Origin of the sequence: Muricoccus roseus (assembly GCF_900141905.1) — a bacterium.
Classification (GTDB): domain Bacteria; phylum Pseudomonadota; class Alphaproteobacteria; order Acetobacterales; family Acetobacteraceae; genus Roseomonas; species Roseomonas rosea.
Genome location: NZ_FQZF01000049.1, coordinates 1 through 20,221, shown reverse-complemented (window position 1 = coordinate 20,221; position 20,221 = coordinate 1). Strand labels below are relative to the sequence as shown.

Genomic DNA, 20,221 nt, shown 5'->3' with positions numbered 1-20,221 from the left:
GGCCTGACCTTCAAGCCCGAGACGGACGACATGCGCGACGCGCCCTCCCTCGTCGTCGTGCCCAAGCTGGCCCAGGCCGGGGCTATCATCCGCGCCTACGACCCCCAGCCCTCCCATGCGCGCCAGCTCATGCCGGCCGCCACGCATTTCGCCGAAAGCGCGCTCGATGCCGCGGACGGCGCCGATGCCCTCGTGCTGCTGACCGAGTGGAACGAGTTCCGTGCCCTCTCGCCCGAGCGGCTCAAAGCCACCATGGCCGGCAACACCGTCCTCGACCTCCGCAACGCCTGGGACCCACAGGCCTTCCGTGAGGCCGGATTCCAGTACCAATCCATCGGCCGCCCCTGAGCGGCCCTGCGCCGGGTCCAGGGGCCCGGCGTTCCGCCCTGATGGTTCGCAGGCGCTGCCCGGGCTGATGACCGGGGCGGCGCTGCGTTTCAGGCCCACATCACGCCGAGCGTCCGGACCAGCACGCCCAGGCGGCGGGTGTCATCGCCCTCGCCGGCATCGGCCGGCGAGATCGGGTCCTGGCGGATCAGCGAGAGGCGGATCTGGCCCGTTCCCTGAGCGGCCGCGTCGTGGCGCAGGGTGACCGATCGCTTCTTGAAGCTGTCATTCTCGAAGAGCAGTTCCGCGGGCTCGCCATCCTCCAGCGCCACGCGCACCCGCGCGGGGCCGCCCGTGGCCGTGCCATAGACGCGCCCGAAGACCTCGAGCCGCAGCTCCCCCGTGGCGTCGGACGGCACGGGCAGCATCACCTCCGCCAGGTCGGCGCGTGACCAGCGGCCCTCGGCTTCGGCTTCGTACCAGCCGAACAGGTCGACCTGCTCTAGCTCTCCATCGGCCGAGAAGTCGAAGAGGTTGGACTGCACCGGAACGGACGCCTTCGCTTCGGCGCGCTCCAGCAGGGCGACCTCGGCCGGCGGGGGCTGCGAGGCTTTCGCCGGAGCGGCCTCGCGCGGAGGCTCAGCCCGGGGCGGGGGAAGCGGCGCAACGGCCGGCCGGGCCGGCGCCGGTGCTGGCGCCGCCGCCTCGGCGGGCCGCTTCGCGAGCGGCGGGGGCGGTTGTGGGGCAGGCGGCTCGGGCGGCTTGTCCCGGCGCGACAGGGCGGCGGCGAAGGCGTCGCGCACCTCCTGCTCCGTCACCTCCGCCCGCGTGAGGAGGACCGCCGCGAGCTGCATGCCCAGCAGGCGGGAATCCTTGCCCAGGCCCAGCTCCGCCGGCGAGCGGGAGCCCTGGCACCGGAAGAAGACGCTCGCTAGCCCCTCGCCGGAATGGCGCTCCGCGAGCCCATGCACCTCCATGACCGCGCTCCGGTCCGAGGAGAAGGACCAGCGTTCCGTCACCTCGCCGGAGATCTCGATATCCACCGGCGCGAAGGACTTCGTTTCGTCCATGAAGGAGCGGGCGAGAACGAAGAAGCGCCAGTCCTTTCCGAGGGCCGGGTCCGGCAGGAAGGCAAGGCCGCCTGCATCGCCCTGGCTCCAGCGGCCGGAGCGTTCGGGGCCGAACCAGATGCCGCGCAGCATCTCCGCTGCCTCCGGAAGGGCGGTGCCCGTATCCGGCTGGGCGCGAAAGACCACCACCTTGTCGCGCGCCATGACGGGGAGCGCGGCATTGCGGATGCGCCCGACCCTGATCCCCATCGGCCGCTCATCCGCGCGCCCGTCGCCGCCCGGCGCCGCGCCGAGCGAATCCACGGTCAGGCGGAGATCCAGCTCGCCGCGGGGGCCGATCCGGTCGGGGGGAACCGCGACATCAATGCTGCGCGGCAGGAGCGGCGGCAGCCGGTGAGTCGCCAGCGGGCGGTCGCCGGCGCTCACCTCCAGCCGCACCTCCGGGGCGCCGGAGGCAGGGCGCGCCGCCTCCACCTCGAGGGTGAGCAGCACGCCATCCTGCAGCGAGCCCTGCACGCGCAGCGGAATGGTGCCGCTGCGCCCGAAGGACCAGCTCGCCACTCGCTCCGGGCCATGCCAGTCGCCGCCCAGCGCGGCGCGGACCAGCTCATCCGTGCTGGTTCCCGTGCCGGCGCCGAGCCGCAGCGCCTCGCCGCGGGCGACGGGGAGGCGGGGGTCGTCATGACCTTCGCCCGCGGCGCGCAACTCCAGGGAGATGATGCCGAAGGAGAAGGCCTCCTCGGTGGTGCCGAGGCCGAGCGCCTGCGGCGATAGGGCGTCGGAGGCGACAAGGTCGATCACCACCGGTTCAGCCATGGCCCGGATCGCGGCGGGGATGGGGAAGGAGACGAGGCGCGGCTCGTCATCCTCGAAGCCGGCTGCGCCGATCTCCATGCCGTTCGCGATGGCCAGGAGGGTGAAGCCCGATTTCCGCGTAGCGACCGGGCGCAGGCGGAGGTCGAGCACCAGGTCCTCGCCCGGCCGGTCCTGCAGCGCCATGCTGAGGCGCGGGCGCTGCTCGGCGCTGTAAAGGCCCCAGGCCGGATGTGCGGTCCAGTTGCCGTCGAGGAAGGTGCGGCCGGTGGGGTCCCGCAGCAGGTTGTAGGAATGGCCCAGCTCGGCCCGCTTCCGGTCCGCCGGGGGCTCCCCGAACAGGCCTGCCACGCTGCGGAGATGGGCGAGGGAGGCGAGCGAGACCTTCGAGATGCCGATGCCCACCAGCCGCGGGTCGTCGGACTTGGTGACGAGGCGGAGGGGGGTGAGGAAGGCGCTTTCGATCTCGATGGTCACGCCTGGCGCGAGGCGCGCGACATCGGCGGGCACGATGGCGTGCAGCGTCTGCAGCCCGCTGCCGCGCAGGAGCCAGCGGGCGACGGGGACGCCGTTGGCGAGGATGCGCGCCTCGAAGGCCGTGTTGGGCAGGGCGAGGGCGCGGGCCTCCGCCACGAAGACCAGGGGCCCCTCGGCCGGCACCGCGGGGCTGAAAAGCAGGGTGCTGCTGCTGCCGCTGGCCCAGCACCCCCATTTCTCCAGCGGGTGCCAGCCCGAGCCGCGCAGGCGAGAGGCTGCGATCCGGTCAGCGAAGTTCACGACCGTGCCGAGGATATAGGGCTTGGCCAGCGACGGCCGGCTCTCGGCGGCCGCGAGCACGTCAAGGAAGTGCTCGGCCGACTGTTCCCAGCTGAAGCCGGCATAGCCATCGGCGATGCGCCGCTCCGCCATCTCGCGGGCGGCGCGGCTGCCCGCGTAGAACTGCACCTTGGTCACCCACCGGGTCACGTCCAGCGGATCGATCAGCTCGACCAGCCCTGGCGCGATCTCCGGGACCGAGGAGGTGTCGGCGGCCAGGCAGAGCTTGCCGTAGCGGAGGCTCTCGGCGACCGGCAGGCCCCAGCCTTCGTAGAGGGAGGGGTAAACGGTGAAGATGCTGTTCCGGTAGAGCCAGTCCAGCGCCTCGTCATCCACCCCTTCCAGGATGGTGACCACGTCACGCAGCCGGGCATCGCCGCGCAGGGCGCGGGCAACGTCATGGCCGTTCCAGGCGACACCGCCGACGATCACCAGGCGCGGGCAGCGCCCGCCCATCCGCTCGTGCAGCTTCAGCCACACGTCGTAGAGCAGCTTGTGGTTCTTGCGCTGGTGGATGGCGCCCACGGTGAGGACGAAGGGGCGGCTGCCGAGCTGCTGCTCGATGCGGGCGCGGGCCGCGCCGTCCTCGCCGGTCGCGATCTGCTGGATCTCGTCGCCCTCGCGGAAGACCGAGACCTCGGGGATGAACAGCCCCATGACGCGGGCGGCATACTCCTCCACATCCCGGCGCGTCGCCTGCGAGATGGCGATCACATGCGCCGCGCCGTCGAGCAGCATCGTCAGGTTCTGCTCGAAGAGCGGCGCGTAGCCGTCGTTGAACCAGAAGGGGAACTTCGTCGGGATGATGTCGTGGATGACCGGAGTGAGGCGGAGGGCGTGGCGCCGGGCGAAGGCGACGACATTCTCGGCATAGAGCGCGTTCTGCATCCAGCCGCTGCCCGGCACCACGAAATGCGCCCCCTGCGGCACGCGCAGCAGCGGGGCCGGGTTGGTGTCGTAATGGGCGAGGAAGCGGGCGAGCTTGCCGGCCCGGATGCCCTCGAAGGGCACCTCCACGAACTGCTTGGCCTTGTTGTTCCAGGCGACGAAGAGGATTCGCGTGCGCGGATTGGCCTTGAGGGTGAGGGCGAGCGCCGCCTCCACCCGCGCGATGCCGGTCCAGCGCCCGGTATGGTTCGCGCTGCTCGTCACGTCATAGACGATGGTGACGGGACGGTCCGCCGGGATGGCCGGTGCCGGGGGCGGCGCCAGCTCCGCCTTTCGCGCGCGGGGCGCCAGGGCATAGGGGGCGCGCTGGGCGAGGGCGGAGAGCGCTTCGGCATAGACGGCCTGCGTGCGCTCCCGGTGGCGGTCCCAGCTATAGGTCTCCGCGATGAAGGCCTTCTGGGCTTCGATCTCGGCGGCGTCGCGCCGGGTCTCGTAGGCCTCCATGATCGCCCCCCGGATGGAGGCGGGGTCGCCCGGGTCGCAATACCGCGCCCTCTCGCCGAAATACTCGCTCTCGCCCGATTCATCGCTGACCACGAGGCTGGCGCCGCTCGCGGCGGCTTCCAGGGCGGCGAGCGGCGCGCCCTCCGCCCAGCTCGGCAGCACCGCGACGCGCGAAGCGGCGAAGGCGGAGGCGAGGAGGGGCGAATTGGGCGGCAGGCGCTCCAGCACATGGATGTTCGCGGTGCGGTAGCGCTCCAGCAGCTCGCGATAGGCGGCATTCGGCGCGTGCCCGACGAGGACCAGCGGCACGCCGGTGTCGCGCAGGGCATGGGCGAGCATGACCTGGTTCTTGCGGGATTCGATGCGGGCGACGCAGAGGACGAAGTCCTTCAGCCCGGTTTCCTGCTCGAAGAGCGCCGGATCGGCCTGGCCGAAGACCGTCGTGTCCACGGGGTTGTGGACCACCGTGCCGGCCCTGGGCGCGGCGCCGATCCGCGCCAGGCGATCGCGCTCCCGCTCGCTGAGGAGGACGACGTGGTCGCTGAGCGCGATCATCTCCTGCACCGCGGCGTGGAAGCCGGGCACTGTTTCCGCGATCGGCGCGCCGGGCAGCCGGCGCTCGTCGAGCGTGCGCTTGAACTCCTCCAGCGCGGCATCGAGCGCGGGCCCCGGCTGGGTGGTGGAGAGGAGCTGGACAAGCCGCCCTTCCCACAGGTCCTTCAGCGCCAGGTTCAGCAGGATGGGCGAGAAGACGACCGCCTTCTCCGCCCGATGCGCCCGGCGCAGCAGGTCGAGCGCCGACCAGGGGGACCAGCTGTTGAAGGCATGGACCACGTCCACATCCTCGAAGCGCCTGGGCGCGGGATGGATGCGCAGCTCGGCATCCGTGCCGTTCTCGCGCAGCTCCCGCGCGAGGCGGGGCACCCGGACGGAGGGGCCGCCCTGGGAGCGGTTCTCGTTCCCATGCATGAAGACGCCGACGCGCTGCGGCTGCGGCGCCGTCCGGGGCTCGCCGCTTGGCTTGGAAAGCTTGAGGCCGTGCTGCTTCGCCAGGGCCCGGAAGACGCGGTCATGGCCCTCGGCCCAGCCATCCCAGGTGCGGTCGAGCACGGTCGCGCGCAGCGCGCGCTTCTTCTCCACCAGCTCCAGCAGGACCCGGCGCAGGTCGGCCGCATCGCCGACCCGGTATTCCACATGGGGGAACTCGGGCACCCAGCCGATCGCGGGCGCGATGATCTCCGTGCCGCAGGCGAGCGCTTCGACCACGCACATCGGCCCGCCCTCATAGAGCGCGGGGACGAGGACATAGTCGAGGCTGCGGTAATAGTCGGGCAGTTGTGCGCCGGGCAGTTCCAGTGCTTCCCCGGGCCAGCCGGAGCCGGTGAAGGACCACTCGATCTCCGGGATGTCCATCACCTGCGAGACGATGTGCTCGCCCTTGCGGCCGGTGTGGTAGGTGCGCCCGACCACGCCGATGCGGAGCTTGGGGCTGAAGGTCTCGAGATCGACCCCGGGGGAGATGGTGGTGACGTTCTCGACCCCCGCCTCGCGCAGGACGCCCTCATAGAGGCGCGCGTGGCAGATACAGTGCTCGACCGCGCGCGCCGTCTCGAAGAAGCGTTCCCGCGCCTCGCCCTCGGGCTCCAGATGGGCGAAGTACCCGACCTCGACCGGGGACAGGCGCTTCGTCCGGCAGGAATAGGTGACGTAGTACTGGATGGCGGCGCTCGGATCCGGCCCGCCGCCGAAGGTCACGTAGGGCAGGCGGTCCGTGATCTCACGGGCCAGCTTCTCCAGGATCCACCCGCGGTCTGACGTGACGATGTTGACGAAGGCCATGCCGTCAAACCTGCTTCCCGCTCGTCTCGGGCCTGCTTCGCGGAACCAGTGGCCGACCTGGCGGCCTCTGGTTCCGTCCTGAACAGCACCCCTCGTAAATGTGATCTTAGCCTCTCGGGCGCCCTGCCCACCAGGGCCGTTGTCGCGGATGCCCGGCGGCGTTGTGGTGGCAGGCCTACCGGTGCACGGAACGCGTGCAATGCGTCACTGGAAAAGGCAAAAATCACCGGGATAGACGTGGAAGATGCCTCAGGACCGGCCGGAGGCGAGGATGTAGAGGGCTCGCAGGGCGCCGTTGGCGGGCTGCGTGCTCAATCGGTCAGCCTTTATTGATGATGCGCTGTCATGCAAATGCAGCACTGCTATATAACAGAATCGCCCGCGGGCGCCGAGGAGACGAATGGACCCCATCTATGAGGACGAGGATGTCAGGGTCCTGGGCAGCCGGTTCGCCTCTTCGCGGACGGTCGTCACCTTCTCGTCGCTGAACGAGCACGAGCGTCCCTTCGGCAAGGACTTCCTCGACCGGCACGAGGTCTCCGGCGTCTATTTCGTGGCCAAGTGGAACCACTGGTGGCAGCCGGAAGGTTGCCGGGCTGGTGCGGAGGCCGCGCGGCGTTACCTCGAGGTGCTGAAGCCCGAGGGGGTGATGACCTATGGCTCCAGCATGGGTGGCTTCGGCGCCGCGCTCCATTCGCGCCGGCTGGGCGCCGAAACCGTGCTCATGCTCGCGCCGCAATTCTCGGTGGACCCGGCCAAGCCGCCCCATGAGACGCGGTGGAAGGCGGAGGCCAGCCGCCTCCGGTTCTTGCAGGACGATCTGGCGGCCGAGATCTCGCTGACCGCCCGCAAGATCGTGGTCTACGACCCCATGACGCCGGACGAGGCGCAGGCGGAGCTCTTTGCCGCCCTGCCCGGGACGGAGCTGTTCAAGACGCCGTCGGCCGGGCATGCCATCGGTCACTTCCTGCTCCAGACGAAGCTTCTGCAGGATCTCGTCCTCACCGCCCTGGAGGGCCGGCTGAGCTGGGCGGATTACCGAGCGCAGGTGCGGGAGCGCCGGTCCGTTTCCGGCAATTACTGGCACCAGCTGGGCCGCGCGGCGCAGCTTCGCCGGCACGGCTATGCGCTGGAGCTGCTCGCACGCGGGGCGGCGCTGCGGCCGAAGGACGTGGCGATCCAGACGGATTACGGAAATGCGCTGCTCCGGGCCAAGGCCTATGAGGAGGCGCTTGCCGTCTTCCAGCACGCGGCGGAGCTGGTGCCGGAGGCCCCGGCGCCCCTGCGCGGCTTGAGCCTCGCCCATCGGGGCCTCGGCCGCATGCAGGAGTCGGTGGTCGCGGCCGAGGCGGCCGTGAGCCGGCGCCCCGGAAGCGCTGACTTGCAGCGGGTTCTGGTGAATGCGCTCGTCGCCGCGGGCGAGCTGGAAAGGGCGCTGGAGGTCGTCACCGCGACGGTCGCGGCCGAGCCGGGGAATGCGGAGAATGCGCGGCTGCGTGACCGGATCCTGGAGAAGCTTCCCGGCCCGCAGGACATCCGGGCGGCTTCCTAGCAGGGTCCGCGCCGTCACGCGGTCCGGCGGCGTGGGGTAACGGCGCTTTTTTCTTGACTCACGAATCCGTGATGTGGCCCGTTGGGGCGTGGATCGTGCTGCCGATCCACCCTGTCCAGGGGGACCACGCTTGTCCGCGATCATCCTACCCTTCGCGCGCCCCGCTCCGGTGACGCTCAGCATGCGACAGGCGGAGCGGGCCGAGGCTGCCGCCTGGGCTGCACGGCTTGTGGGCGAATGGGGCGGCACCTGGCGTGTCGAAACCCATCTGGGCGAGGATGGGGAGGCCTGGATCGGGATCGTCACGCCCTCCAGCCCCGGGCTGCGGGAGGAGGATCTCTCCCTCAGCTGGCTAATCTCGCGCCGGCCGGAGGGGGTCTCGCTGACCCGGATGCCGTCCGGCCGGGTGGCCGGCACCTTCCGCGACCTCGCCCAGGCGTTGGCGACGGTCGAGCGGGCGGAAAAGCAGCCCCGGGCCCTGGCCTATCACCGGTCCTGAGCGCGCCGCCGCCCCCGCATCAGCCTGTCGTTAGGAATAGAACGGCTATCCTGTCGCGACTCATGCTGTGCGCCGCGGGGAGGCCAGATGCAGGTTCGGTACCATTCCGACGATCGGCCCTATGTCGCCGAATATGAGGTGGGCGACCTCGTCCGACTTCGCATCAGCGAAAGCGGCGAGGGCGCGATGGGCAAGGCGGGGCAGTGGGGCTGCGTCATCGCGGTGGAGGGCGCCTCCGGCGCCAAACTCGACATTCAGCTGGCGGGCTACTCGGAGCGCCGGAGCTCCGCGGTGCAGCGCCTTCTCGGCGTGTCCCGCAGCATCGTCGTGCCCTGCGACCAGACGGGCCGGGCGGTGGCGCTGCCGGCTCGCCGGGCCATGCGGAAGCATCAGAAGGCAGCCCCGGCGGCCAGCTGGAGCGAGCAGTTGACGGCTCTGCCGGCCTGGGCGGCCGGGCTTGTCGTGGCCAGCTGCACGCTGCTCCTGGTGGTCGTCGCGGTGGTCGCCTCCCGGAGCCTCCTGCCCTGACAGCCGTCAGCCGCTTGTTAGGAACGGCGCGGCTAGGGTCGCGCCTCGCATGGTGCGGAGGCTGATGGATGTTGATCGGCTACAATCCTGATGGCCGCGCCTATGTGGCCCGCTACGAGATCGGCGACCTCGTCCGCTTGCGCATGGACGAGACGGGCGACGGTGCCATGGGGCGGATCGGCGACTGGGGCTGCGTGATTGGCATCGAGCGCGGCGTGGCCGGGCTGCTCGACATCCAGCTCGCCGGCTATTCGGAGGGGAAGAACTCGGCCCTCCAGCGCCTGCTGGGGATTCCCCGCAAGATCGTCGTGCCCTGTGACGCCTTCGGAATCCCGATACCGCTGACCGAGCATGCGGGTCTGCGTGCGATTGAGGCGAATTTCAGCCGTCAGGTGAACAAGGGGCGGTAGCCCGGCGATCCCGCCTGTCTGGTCCACAGGGACGAAAGCTGGCTAGGCTTCCCCGCAAGGGAGGAGTGACGCCATGCCAGGTTTCGCCTTGGGCCGCAGGGCCCTGCTGATGGGGGCTGCCGGCCTGCCCCTGGCCGCGCGCCCGGCCGCGGCGGCGGAGGTCCGGGTGATGACCTCCGGCGGGCTGACCGCCGCCTACCGGCTGCTGGGCCCCGATTTCGAGCGGAACACGGGGAACAGCCTTCACACGGTTCAGGGTGCCTCCATGGGCGCGGCGCCGGATGCCATCCCGCAGCGGCTGAGCCGGGGTGAGCCGGCTGATGTGCTGCTGCTCGCCGCCGACGGGCTGGAGGCGCTGGTGGCCAAGGGCCTGGCGCAGCCGGGCAGCCGGGTGGATGTCGCCCGATCACTGATCGGCATGGCGGTTCGCGCCGGGGCGCCGAGGCCGGACATCACGACGGTCGACGCTTTCCGCCAGACGCTTCTGAACGCGAAGTCGATCGCCTATTCGGCGAGCGCGAGCGGCGTTTATATTGAGACCGAGATGTTCAGGCGCCTTGGTATCCATGACCAGGTGATGCCCAAGAGCCGCCGCATCTACAGCGAGCGGGTCGGCAGCGTCGTGGCGCGGGGTGAAGCCGAGATCGGCTTCCAGCAGGTCAGCGAGCTGCTGCCGATTGAGGGCATCGCCTATGTCGGGACCATTCCGGAGGCGGTGCAGGAGCCGACCATCTTCTGCGCGGGGCTGGCGATGGGGGCACGCGAGCCGGAGGCTGCGCGGGCGCTGATCCGCTTCCTGGCCTCGCCGGAGGCCGCGCCGGTGCTCGCCCGCACCGGGCTTGAGCCGATGACGGCCCCGCGCGCCGGGTGAAGGCGAGGGGCGGGCCGTGTCGTCGCGGCCAGCCCCCCGCCTTCTCTCCGCGACGGCGAGTAGCGGAGCCGCGGGCCGGGGTGAGAGGAAGTCCGGGAAACCGGACCGGTTCTTTTCACGGCAGGCATGTCCAGAATTGGACGTCCGGCGCACAACCCGCTGCTGCATTTCTGTGCCAGCTGGGCCACAGGCGCGGAGTGCCGGCCCGCCCGGCATCGCGCCGCGGGTTCCAACGCCAATTCGGAGCGGTGTTAGTCGGCCCGCCTGCCTCGTTCTCATCACGCTGCGGGACGGCGCCCCAGGGCAGGCGAAGATGGCGCCACCTCTGCCCCGCCGCGCGGACGGCATGACCAAGCCGCGTAGGAGTTGTAATATTGACGACACTGAATGTTGGCCCGAACCAGACCTACAAGACCATCGCCGCGGCCGTCGCGGCATCTCATGACGGCGACGTTCTGGCCGTGCGGGCCGGGACCTATGTGAACGACTTCGCGACGATCAACACGAAGATCACCATCCAGGGCGTCGGCGGGATGGTGAACATGGTGGCGACCACCGCCCCGCCGAACGGCAAGGGCATCCTTGTCACCAACACCGACGTCACGATCCGGAACCTGTCCTTCTCCGGCGCAAAGGTGCCGGACGACAATGGAGCGGGGATCCGCTACCAGGCCGGCAACCTCGTGATCGAGGACAGCTACTTCCACCACAACCAGAACGGACTGCTCGGCAACCCGTCCGCGAACGGCACCATCACCATCCGGGATTCGGAATTCGCGCATAACGGCGCGGGCGACGGTCGCACCCACAACCTCTATGTGGGCGAGATCGCGAAGCTGACGATCGACGACAGCTACTTTCACGATGCGGTGGTGGGGCACCAGATCAAGAGCCGCGCGCATCAGACGGTGATCACGGACAGCCGGATCGTCGATGGCGCCAAGGGCACCGGCAGCTATGGCGTGGACCTGCCGAATGGCGGCAAGGCGGTGCTCACGGGCAATGTCATCGTGCAGGGGCCGCATTCGCAGAATCCGTCGATGGTGCATTTCGGCGGCGAGGGAACGCCCCATGCCGGCTCCAGTCTGCAGATGAGCGACAACAGCTTCATCAACGAGCTCGGAAGCTCCAGCGCGCGGCTGCTCTACAACCAGACCGGCGCGACCGCCTCCGTCACCGGCAATGACGTGTTCGGCCTCAGCCCGGCACAGATGGCCTCGGGGCCTGCCAAGGTGTCGGGCAACGCGACCTTGGCGAAGGAGCCCGCGCTCGATACCTCCTCCCCATGGGAGGGGGGCCAGCCGGCTCCCGCGCCTTCGCCGGTCCCGACGCCTGCCCCTGTTCCAGTTCCAACCCCAACCCCGGCACCGGTTCCGGCTCCCGCGCCTACCCAGCCGGGGCAAGCGGGGCAGGGCACCGGCGGCAACGACAGCGTCACGCTTCAGCAGGCGATGTCCAAGGGCCATATCGATCTGCTCGGGGGCTTCGACCGCCTTCTCCTCTCCTCCTCGGGCGCGAATACGCTGACCGTCTCGCATGTGGAGACCATCCTGGGCGGCAGCGCGGCCGATGCGGTGACCCTGGGTGCCCCGGCTTCTGGCATCACCGTGGATCTCGGTGGCGGGGTGGACAGGCTGGTGCTGTCCGGTGCCGGCGCGAACCGGCTGGTCGTGGACCATGTGGAGAGCATTGCCGGCGGCAAGGCCGCTGATGCGGTGACGCTGGCCCACGCCGCGTCCGGCATCAGCCTGGACCTCGGCGCGGGTCAGGATCAGCTCGTGCTCGCCTCGGACGGGCCGAATGCCCTGACGGTCGCGAATGTCGAGACGGTGCTGGGCGGCGGAGCGGCCGACAAGGTCACGCTGCGCGACGCGGAGAAGGGCATCGCCGTGGAGCTGGGGAATGGGCAGGACGAGCTCCTCCTCTCCTCGGCCGGGGCCAACAGCCTGACCGTGAGCGGGGCCGAGACGCTGCGCGGGGGCTCCGCCGCGGATGCGATCACGCTCGGCCGGTCCGCGGCGGGGATGACGGTCGATCTGGGTGGCGGCAAGGATGCGCTGACGCTCTTCAACGGCCCGAACTCCGTCACCGTCCTCAACACGGAGACGATCCGGGGCGGGATCGCGGGGGATCAGGTCACGCTCGGCCAGGCGGTGCAGGACGTGGAGGTCGATCTCGGGGCCGGCGTGGACAGGCTGTTCCTGTCCTCGGCGGGGGCGAACAAGCTCGTGGTGGCGAACGCGGAGTTCGTGCAGGGCGGTGCCGGCGGGGACCAGCTCGTCTTCTCGGCGGCGACCCTCTCGGCCACGGTTGATCTCGGCGGCGGCGTGGATCGGCTCATGCTCGCCAAGGGCGGGAATGCGGTGACGGTCGCGAATGTCGAGACCGTTCTCGGCGGTGCCTCCGGGGACCGGATCACCGTCTCGGGCGGCAGCGCGGCTTCTCTCGATGGCGGGGCGGGCAACGACACGCTCCTGGGCGGCGGCGGGGCTGACACGCTGATCGGCGGGAGCGGCTCGGAGTATCTCACGGGCGGCGGCGGGGCGGACCGCTTCGTCTTCACCGCGGGTTCCTCCACGGCCGCCTCACCCGATCGGATCATGGATTTCGGCGCGGGTGACGATCGCCTGGTCTTCCAGGACATGCTGCGGGGTGACTTCACCTTCCTCGGTGCGGGTGCCTTCACCGGCGGGCACGAGTCCGAGGCCCGCTTCGTCGACGGGCCGGACCTGCTGCAGGTGGATGCGAATGGCGATGGCGCGACCGATGCGGTGATCAACCTGCACGGCGTGTCCCTGGCCGATCTCTCCGCCAAGGACTTTGCCTGGAGCTGATCCGACAGGCCGGGGGCCTAGGCCCCCGGCCGCCTGGCGGTCGCCTAGGTCTCCGCCACGACCACCTCGCCGATCCCGGCCCCGCGGAAGGCCGCCGCATGCGGCCGGCCCGCCGCATCCGTGACCAGGGCCGCGATCCGGGCGCAGGGGCAGACCTGCGCGCGGCTGACCACGCCGAGCTTGCTATGATCCGCCAGGAGGATGGTGCGCCGGCTGCGCCCCACCATCTGACGGGCGATCTCGGCCTCCGCGGCGATGAAGCTGGTCGCCCCTTCCTCCGGATGCAGGCCCATGGGCGAGACCAGTGCCACATCCGCGCTGTAGCGCGAGAGTTCGGCCATCAACGCCTCCCCGGAGGTACCGGGCATGTCGGGCTGCACACGGCCGCCGAGCAGGATGGTGTGGTGGGCGGCGCCCTGGGCGCGGAAGGCCTGTGCCACCTCCAGCGAGTTGGTGATGACCGTCAGCCCGCTCAGGCGGCACAGCTCCACGGCCAGCAGGGCCGTGGTGCTTCCGGCATCCACGAAGCAGGTCTCGCCCGCCTTCAACAGGGGAAGGGTGGCGCGGGCGATGGCGGTCTTCTCCGCGCGGCGCAGCTGCAGCCGGCGGGCGAAGGGCTCCTCGGGCGCGATCTCGGTCAGCACCGCCCCGCCATGGACACGCCGGAGAAAGCCCGCTGCCTCCAGATCCACGAGGTCGCGCCGCACCGTTTCGCGCGATACGCCCAGTTCCTCCGCCATCCCATCCACCGCGATGCGGCGCTGGGCCCTGAGCTTTTCGAGGATGAGGTTGTGCCGTTCCTGGGACCACATCGTGCAAAGGCTGCCGGAGGCATGGGCGGACGGCAAGGTGTGAATGTGGAAAGATGTGGCGTTTCGTGTGAGTAGGTGAAAGTTATGCGCTGAAAGACAAGAAATACCAAAGTTTCATCAAAGTGACCCGGTTATCAGGGAAAAGCCCCGTCGCCAAGCACGGAGCATCCCATCGTGGCCACCAGCCTTTTCGACACCGTCGCCGGCCAGGACCTGCCGGCCTTCCCGGGCGCGCCGGGCCATGCGCTGGCCTTCGCGGCCGCCACGCCTTCCGGCGGCTACAAGGTTCAGCCGGGGGTCGAGGGCGCCCTGGGCAGCTACACGCTGGTCTATGACATCCTGCTCTCGGCGGATGGGGCGAATGCCTTCGCCGGCCTGTTGCAGGTCGACCCGGACAACAGTGACGACGGCGACCTGTTCGTGCGGCAGCAGGGCGACACGGGCGGGGTGGGGATCAGCAGCGTCTATGAAGGCGCGCTGAGCTACGGGGAGTGGCACCGCCTGGCCTTCACCATCCAGGACCAGGGCGAGGGCACCAGCCTTCTCTCGAAGTATATCGACGGCAAGCTGGTTGGCACGCAGGAGGTCGACGCCGCCCGCTTCACCATCGATGGCGCGAAGGGCTTCCTCATCCTGGCCGATGAGGACGGGGAAACCCGCTCCGGCGCGCTGGGCGGCTTTCTCTTCGAGGCGGAGGTGATGAGCGCGGCCGAGATCGCGGCGCTCGGCGGCACCAAGGCGGGTGGCATTCTGCCTGAGGCCGAAGCCGGGCCAGGTGCGACGCAGTTCGACTTCACCGCGGGCGACCTCTCGGCCGGCTTCGGCCCCGGCAGCATGGCGCCGCGCGCCGCGGCCCAGGCGGGCGAGGTGGGGGATCTCGCCTCGCTCGGCCTGCCGCCCATGCCCGATACGGAGGAGGGCGTGATGCGCTTCCCCGCCGCGGACCGCGCGGAAGGCTATCTGGTGAAGCCCGGGATCGAGGGGGCGATCACCACCTTCACGCTGGTGTACGACCTGCAGCTCGACCCGGACAGCATGGCCAACTATGCCGGCCTGCTGCAGACCGATCTCAGCAACGCCAGCGATGGCGACCTGTTCCTCCGCAAGACCTCGGACGGCGCCTATGGCTCGGGCATCTCTGGCCAGTACGAGGGCGCGGCGACGATCGGCGGCTGGCACCGCATCGGCTTCACGGTGACGGACCAGGGCGGCGGCAACTCGCTGCTGGCCAAGTATATCGATGGCGAGCTGGTGGGCACGCAGACCGTCCCGACCGCCCGGTTCACCCTGGATGGCACGAACGGGTTCCTGATCCTCACCGACGAGGATCTGGAGACGGCGGGCGGCTTCCTCGCGGGCTTCGCCTTCACGGATGTGGCGCTCTCGGCCGATGAGATGAAGGACCTGGGCGGCATGACGCCGGGCGGCATCTTCACGGCGGGCGATGCCCCCGGCAATGCCACGCAGTTCGACTTCGAGGGCGGCAATTTCAGCGCCAGCTTCGGCGATGGCACGATGGCCCGCCGGGCGCTGGACGGCACCGAGTTCGGTGAGGCGGATGAGCTCGGCGCGGCTCCGCTGCCCGGCAGCCAGAATGACGGGTTGCTCGGCTTCCCCGCGACGGAGCCGGGCGAGGGCTACGCCATCAATCCCGGCGTCAGCGGCGCGATGGCGTCCTATACCCTGATCTACGACCTGCTGATCCCCGAGGGGCAGGAGGGCAGCTTCGGCGCGCTCCTTCAGGCCGGTGAAGGCGATGCCGAGCTGTTCCTGAAGCTGCAGGCGGATGGGAGCATCGGCCTCGGCGTCGCCGGGCAGTATGACGGCGCGATAGAGTTCGGCCAGTGGCACCGCGTGGCCATCACGGTCGAGGCCGGGGAGGATGGCACGGCCATTCTCCGCAAGTTCATCGACGGCACGAAGGTGGGCGAGCAGAGCGTCGAGGCGGCGCGCTTCGGCATCGACGGCGCCAAGGGCTTCATGGTGCTGGCCGACGAGGACGGGGAGACCTGGTCGGGCTGGCTGAACAGCCTGCACCTGACGGACCGCGCCATGTCCGAGGGCGAGATCGCGGATCTCGGCGCGGCGAAGGCCGGCGGCATCATCCAGGCCCCGCCCGCGACCGGGACGGCCACCCAGTTCGACTTCGACAATGGCGACCTCTCCCCCACCTATGGGCCGGGGAGCATGGAGGAGGTGGGGCTCTCCGCCGGGCCGAGCCTCGTCAAGGGCATCGCCGACCAGCGGGTGACCCCCGCGCAGGAGAGCCTGGAGATCGACCTCTCCGGGGTCTTCGAAGGGGAGGGGCTGACCTACACCGTCACCACCTCCGACGGGCGCACGGTGACCGGCGCCGAGGTGGTGGATGGCAAGCTCGTCCTCTCGCTGGGCGGGATCGGCTTCGACGACGTGACCGTGACCGCGACGGACAGCACGGGGCAGAGCGTTTCCGATGAGTTCCGCCTGCGCATGGCGGGCGAGAATGCCTATACCATCGCCATCCTGCCGGACACGCAGGACTATGTCTTCGCGGGCCAGGGCCAGGCCATCCTGAACGGCATGACCCAGTGGCTGGCCGACAACGCTGCCACCATGGACCTGCGCTTCGTGATGAGCGTGGGTGACGTGGTGGCGAGCAACGGCGCCTCGCAATGGGCCATCGCCAAGGATGCCTTCGCGAAGCTGAACGGCGTCGTTCCCTATTCCATGCTGCCTGGCAACCACGACCAGGGCAGCGGCGGCAGCGCCAACAGCTATGACTCCATGCAGTCCGACTACTTCTCTCTGGACTACATGAAGCAGCACTCCACCCTGGGCGGCGTCTACGACCAGGAGCCCGACAAGACGCATAATGCCTGGTATAGCTTCGAGGGCGCGGATGGCACGAAGTGGATCGTGCTCGCCCTGGAATTCGGGGCGCGTGACGACGTGCTGCGCTGGGCCGATGAGGTGCTGGACGCGCATTCCGACCACCGCGCGATCCTGACCACGCACCACTACACGAACATGGGCACGCGGGCCGACAACTACTCCGGCCCCCTCTTCGGCGAGGGCACGGGCAAGGATTACGGCATCGGCGGCAGCGCCGAGAATGCCAATGACGGCGAGGACATGTGGCAGGGCCTCATCTCGAAGCACGCCAATGTGTCCTTCGTCTTCTCCGGCCATGTCTTCGGCGACGGCGCGGAGACGATCGTCAGCTACAACGAGGCTGGCGAGCCCGTGTACCAGATGTTCGTGAACTATCAGAACGGCGTGTCGCTCGAGGTGACGGGCAATGGTGACCCGACGCAGGGCGGCAATGGCGGGAACGGCGCAATTCGTCTCGTGACCATCGACCCGGACACGGGTGCTTTCTACACGGAGACCTATCTCTCCGCGAAGGGCGAGTATCTGACGGGGTCCCGCGGCGATCCGGAGCCTTCGCGCGATGGCAGCGGCGGTGACACCGGCACGCCCGACGTCACGATCCAGCCGGTCACCTTCGGCACGGCCGAGGGGCTGGGCCTGCCGGAGCTGCCGGGCGGCGAGGCGCATGTCGTCAGCGCGCCGAAGTTCAACCCGAACAACGGCATCAAGGTGACGCCGGGCTTCGCGCCGAAGGATGGCGGCAGCACCTTCGATGCCTACACCCTGGTCTATGACCTCTTCCTGCCGCAGCAGGACGGGCTGGGCGTGTTCTTCCAGAGCGACCTGAACAACATCACCGACGGGGATCTCTGGCTGAACTTCCGCAACGGCTTCGCGCTGGTGGGGACCAACGGCCAGGACGAGGGGAACCTGCCGCTGGATGGCTGGCACCGCGTGGTCTTCACGCTGGAGCGGATCGGGGAGGGAGGTTCGACCTTCACCCTGAAGAAGTATGTGGATGGCGCGCTGCAGGGCGCGCAGACCGTGGGCGCGGTCTTCAACATCACCGAGAAGGGCTTCCTGATCTTCGCCGATGACAGCGGCGAGACGCCGGTCTTCTCCCTGTCCTCCTTCGCCTTCGTCGAGAAGGCGCTGAGCGAGCAGGAGGTGGCGCAGCTCGGCGGCCCGACCGCCTCCGGCCCCTTCAGCGGCCCGATCGAGGGCGTGAACGCGGTTCAGTTCGACTTCACCGATGGCGACTTCACCCCGAGCTTCGGCACGGGCACGATGAGCCAGACGATCGGCGACAGCGGCGGCAAGCAGCTCACCGGCTCCTTCCTCGAGCACCAGGAGACGGTCGAAGGGGTGGATCTCGGCGCTGTCCAGGCGCAGTTCCGCGCCAAGGCCGGCGATGACCGGCTGGTCTCGGCCGGTGCCGAGGGTGAGGAAGCCCTGGTCACGCTCGATGCGGGTGCGACGGTGGACCCGAAGCACCAGGTCATCGGTTATGAATGGCTGAACGCGGATGGCGAGGTGATCGCCACCACGGCCCAGGCGCAGGTCTCACTCGGGGCCGGCGTGCACGGGCTGACCCTGCGGGTGACGGATGCAGAGGGCACGGTCAGCACCGACGCGGTGAAGGTGACGGTGACGGATGCCGGCACGCTGCTGCATGACGACTTCAATGACGGCAATGCCACGGGCTGGCAGAGCCCGGGCGGCAACTGGCAGGTCGCGGGCAGCGTGCAGTCCCGCGAGGTGCAGGTGGGCGGCATCGCGGCCGGGACGGCGGTGCTCCGTGCCTATGACGGCGGCGCGGGCATCATGGCCTGGCAGGGTGAGGGGAGCGCGGCCTGGTCCGGATACACGGTCTCCGCCACGCTGCTGGCGGAGGACCAGCAGGGGCTTGGGCTGGTGGCCTACTACAAGGATGCCGGGAACCACTACCGCCTGAGCTTCGACATCGCCGACAACACCCACACGCTGCTGAAGGTGCAGAACGGCGTGGCGACCATCCTGGCGCAGGAGAAGGGCACGACGCCCTTCGACCGCGCGATGGAGGTGAAGCTGGCGGTGTCCGACGCGAAGCTGCTTGCGACGCTGGACGGTGAGGCGCTGTTCGGCGGCGTGGTGACGGACGCGGCCAGCCCGCTTTCGGGTGGCTCGGTCGGCCTCTGGTCGGAGGGCCAGCGGCAGGTGATCTTCGACGACGTGATGGTCCAGAGGGGAACCCTGCTCGCGGATGCCGGCAAGACCATCCGGGTGATCGACACGGATGGCGACGGCTTCGCTGATATCGACCTTTCCGCCCTTTCGAGCTTCGGCGCCGACACGGCCGACAGCATCGTCTGGACGGAGGGAGGCAAGGTCCTGGCGAACGGCGCCGAGGCGTCTGTCAAGCTGGGGACGGGCTCGCATCTGGTCCGCCTGGACCTGACCGATGGCGAGGCCAGCTCCTCCGATACGGTGAAGGTCGAGGTCATCTCCGCCGCCGACATCCTGGTGCGGGAGAGCTTCTCCGCCGGCGTGCCGCAGGGCTGGCGCTTCGTGGATGAGGGTGAGCTCGGCGCGGCGGCCAAGTGGTCCGTCAAGGACGGCGCGCTCGTGCAGGAGGCGGACCGCTACAGCCGGGAGCTCGGCGGCAGCGGCGACACCGCGCCGACGGCGGAGTGGAGCCTGAACTGGAGCCCGCTTGGCGACGGCATCCATGCGCTGCGTAAGGGCGCCTACGCCCTCTATGAGGGGCAGGGGGCGTCCGAGTGGAAGGACTATGCGGTGGAGCTGGACTTCACCGCGCCGGCCGGTGGCGGCGTGGGCGTTCTTCTGCACTACAAGGACGCCAACAACTACTACAAGCTGGAGGTCGACAACCAAACCGGGCTGCCGCAGCTCTTCAGCCTGAAGGGCGGCATCGAGCAGACCCTTTGGCAGGGCCCCGCGCGTTACGACACCGGCGGCACGAACCATCTCCGCACGGAGATCGTCGATGGCAAGCTGCAGGCCTGGCTGAACGGCACGGCTCTCTTCACCGTGCCCATCGAGATCCATGACACGGAGCAGGGGAGCGTCGGGCTCTACAACTGGGGCAATGCCGGCGTCTCCTACGATAACCTTCTGGTGGTGAATCTGGGGGAGAGCCTTGCCCCGCAGCCGAACCCGGTGAACGGGACCGAGGGGAACGATCGCCTGATCGGGACCGATGGAGCGGATATCATCGCGGGTCTCGGCGGCGACGACCGTCTCCTCGGGGGTGCCGGCAGCGACCAGATGTTCGGCGGCCTGGGCGATGACGGCTACATGGTGGACGATGCCGGGGACGTGGTGGTGGAGCTGGCCGGCGAGGGCTACGACCGGGTGACGGCGCGGATCGACTACGTGCTGGGCGCGAATGTCGAGAAGCTGATGCTGGAGGGCGCGGCGGTTTCGGGCACGGGCAATGCGCTCGACAACCGCATCCTCGGCACCGACGGGGCGAACATCCTCTCCGGGCTGGATGGCGAGGACGCGCTGGTCGGGAATGGCGGGAACGACCAGCTGCTGGGCGGTGCCGGCGACGACCGGCTGGTCGGCGGCGCGGGCGCGGACAGCATGGCCGGCGGGCTCGGTGA

The 20,221-nt window shown here is 69.6% G+C and carries 10 protein-coding genes; 8 read left to right on the top strand and 2 right to left on the bottom strand.

All coding sequences use genetic code 11. The annotated features are described in order from the left end of the window. Positions 1-348, top strand: a 348-nt coding sequence (locus tag BUB97_RS24055; RefSeq protein WP_245818305.1) for a UDP binding domain-containing protein, incomplete at its 5' end; no start/stop codon positions are given. 89 nt (positions 349-437) lie between these two features. Here the strand turns inward: BUB97_RS24055 and BUB97_RS24050 are convergent. Then, on the bottom strand, positions 438-6,257 hold the full coding sequence (locus tag BUB97_RS24050) for a glycosyltransferase (RefSeq protein ID WP_073140102.1): 5,820 nt from the start codon (positions 6,255-6,257) through the stop codon (positions 438-440). Positions 6,258-6,657: 400 nt separating this feature from the next. Between BUB97_RS24050 and BUB97_RS24045 the strand changes: the two genes are divergently transcribed. From BUB97_RS24045 to BUB97_RS26630, 6 genes are all read left to right on the top strand, one after another. Then, complete coding sequence (locus BUB97_RS24045) at positions 6,658-7,809, top strand: tetratricopeptide repeat protein (protein WP_073140098.1); 1,152 nt, start codon at positions 6,658-6,660, stop codon at positions 7,807-7,809. Positions 7,810-7,939: 130 nt separating this feature from the next. Beyond that, the gene (locus BUB97_RS24040; RefSeq protein WP_073140095.1) at positions 7,940-8,308 is read left to right on the top strand and encodes a hypothetical protein; all 369 of its coding nucleotides are present in this window, start codon (positions 7,940-7,942) and stop codon (positions 8,306-8,308) included. Between the two features lie 87 nt (positions 8,309-8,395). Beyond that, positions 8,396-8,836, top strand: coding sequence for a hypothetical protein (locus BUB97_RS24035; RefSeq protein ID WP_073140092.1), 441 nt, complete (start codon positions 8,396-8,398; stop codon positions 8,834-8,836). Positions 8,837-8,904: 68 nt separating this feature from the next. Beyond that, on the top strand, positions 8,905-9,246 hold the full coding sequence (locus tag BUB97_RS24030; RefSeq protein WP_073140088.1) for a hypothetical protein: 342 nt from the start codon (positions 8,905-8,907) through the stop codon (positions 9,244-9,246). 73 nt (positions 9,247-9,319) lie between these two features. Beyond that, positions 9,320-10,117, top strand: a complete 798-nt coding sequence (locus tag BUB97_RS24025) for a substrate-binding domain-containing protein (protein ID WP_073140085.1) — start codon at positions 9,320-9,322, stop codon at positions 10,115-10,117. A 374-nt stretch (positions 10,118-10,491) separates the two neighbouring features. Then, entirely contained in the window at positions 10,492-12,951 is a 2,460-nt protein-coding gene (locus BUB97_RS26630) for a right-handed parallel beta-helix repeat-containing protein (protein WP_073140082.1), read from the top strand. 44 nt (positions 12,952-12,995) lie between these two features. On the opposite strand, the gene BUB97_RS24015 is transcribed toward BUB97_RS26630, so the two are convergent. After that, entirely contained in the window at positions 12,996-13,763 is a 768-nt protein-coding gene (locus BUB97_RS24015) for a DeoR/GlpR family DNA-binding transcription regulator (protein WP_073140078.1), read from the bottom strand. A gap of 174 nt (positions 13,764-13,937) precedes the next feature. Between BUB97_RS24015 and BUB97_RS24010 the strand changes: the two genes are divergently transcribed. Then, on the top strand, positions 13,938-20,221 hold a 6,284-nt coding region (locus BUB97_RS24010; RefSeq protein WP_073140075.1), incomplete at its 3' end, for a LamG-like jellyroll fold domain-containing protein.

What these genes read in the sequence shown, in the direction of transcription:
- BUB97_RS24050 (WP_073140102.1), bottom strand. Translation starts at nt 6,257, where the DNA reads ATGGCCTTCGTCAACATCGTCACGTCAGACCGCGGGTGGATCCTGGAG.
- BUB97_RS24045 (WP_073140098.1), top strand. Translation starts at nt 6,658, where the DNA reads ATGGACCCCATCTATGAGGACGAGGATGTCAGGGTCCTGGGCAGCCGG.
- BUB97_RS24035 (WP_073140092.1), top strand. Translation starts at nt 8,396, where the DNA reads ATGCAGGTTCGGTACCATTCCGACGATCGGCCCTATGTCGCCGAATAT.
- BUB97_RS24030 (WP_073140088.1), top strand. Translation starts at nt 8,905, where the DNA reads ATGTTGATCGGCTACAATCCTGATGGCCGCGCCTATGTGGCCCGCTAC.
- BUB97_RS24025 (WP_073140085.1), top strand. Translation starts at nt 9,320, where the DNA reads ATGCCAGGTTTCGCCTTGGGCCGCAGGGCCCTGCTGATGGGGGCTGCC.
- BUB97_RS24015 (WP_073140078.1), bottom strand. Translation starts at nt 13,763, where the DNA reads ATGTGGTCCCAGGAACGGCACAACCTCATCCTCGAAAAGCTCAGGGCC.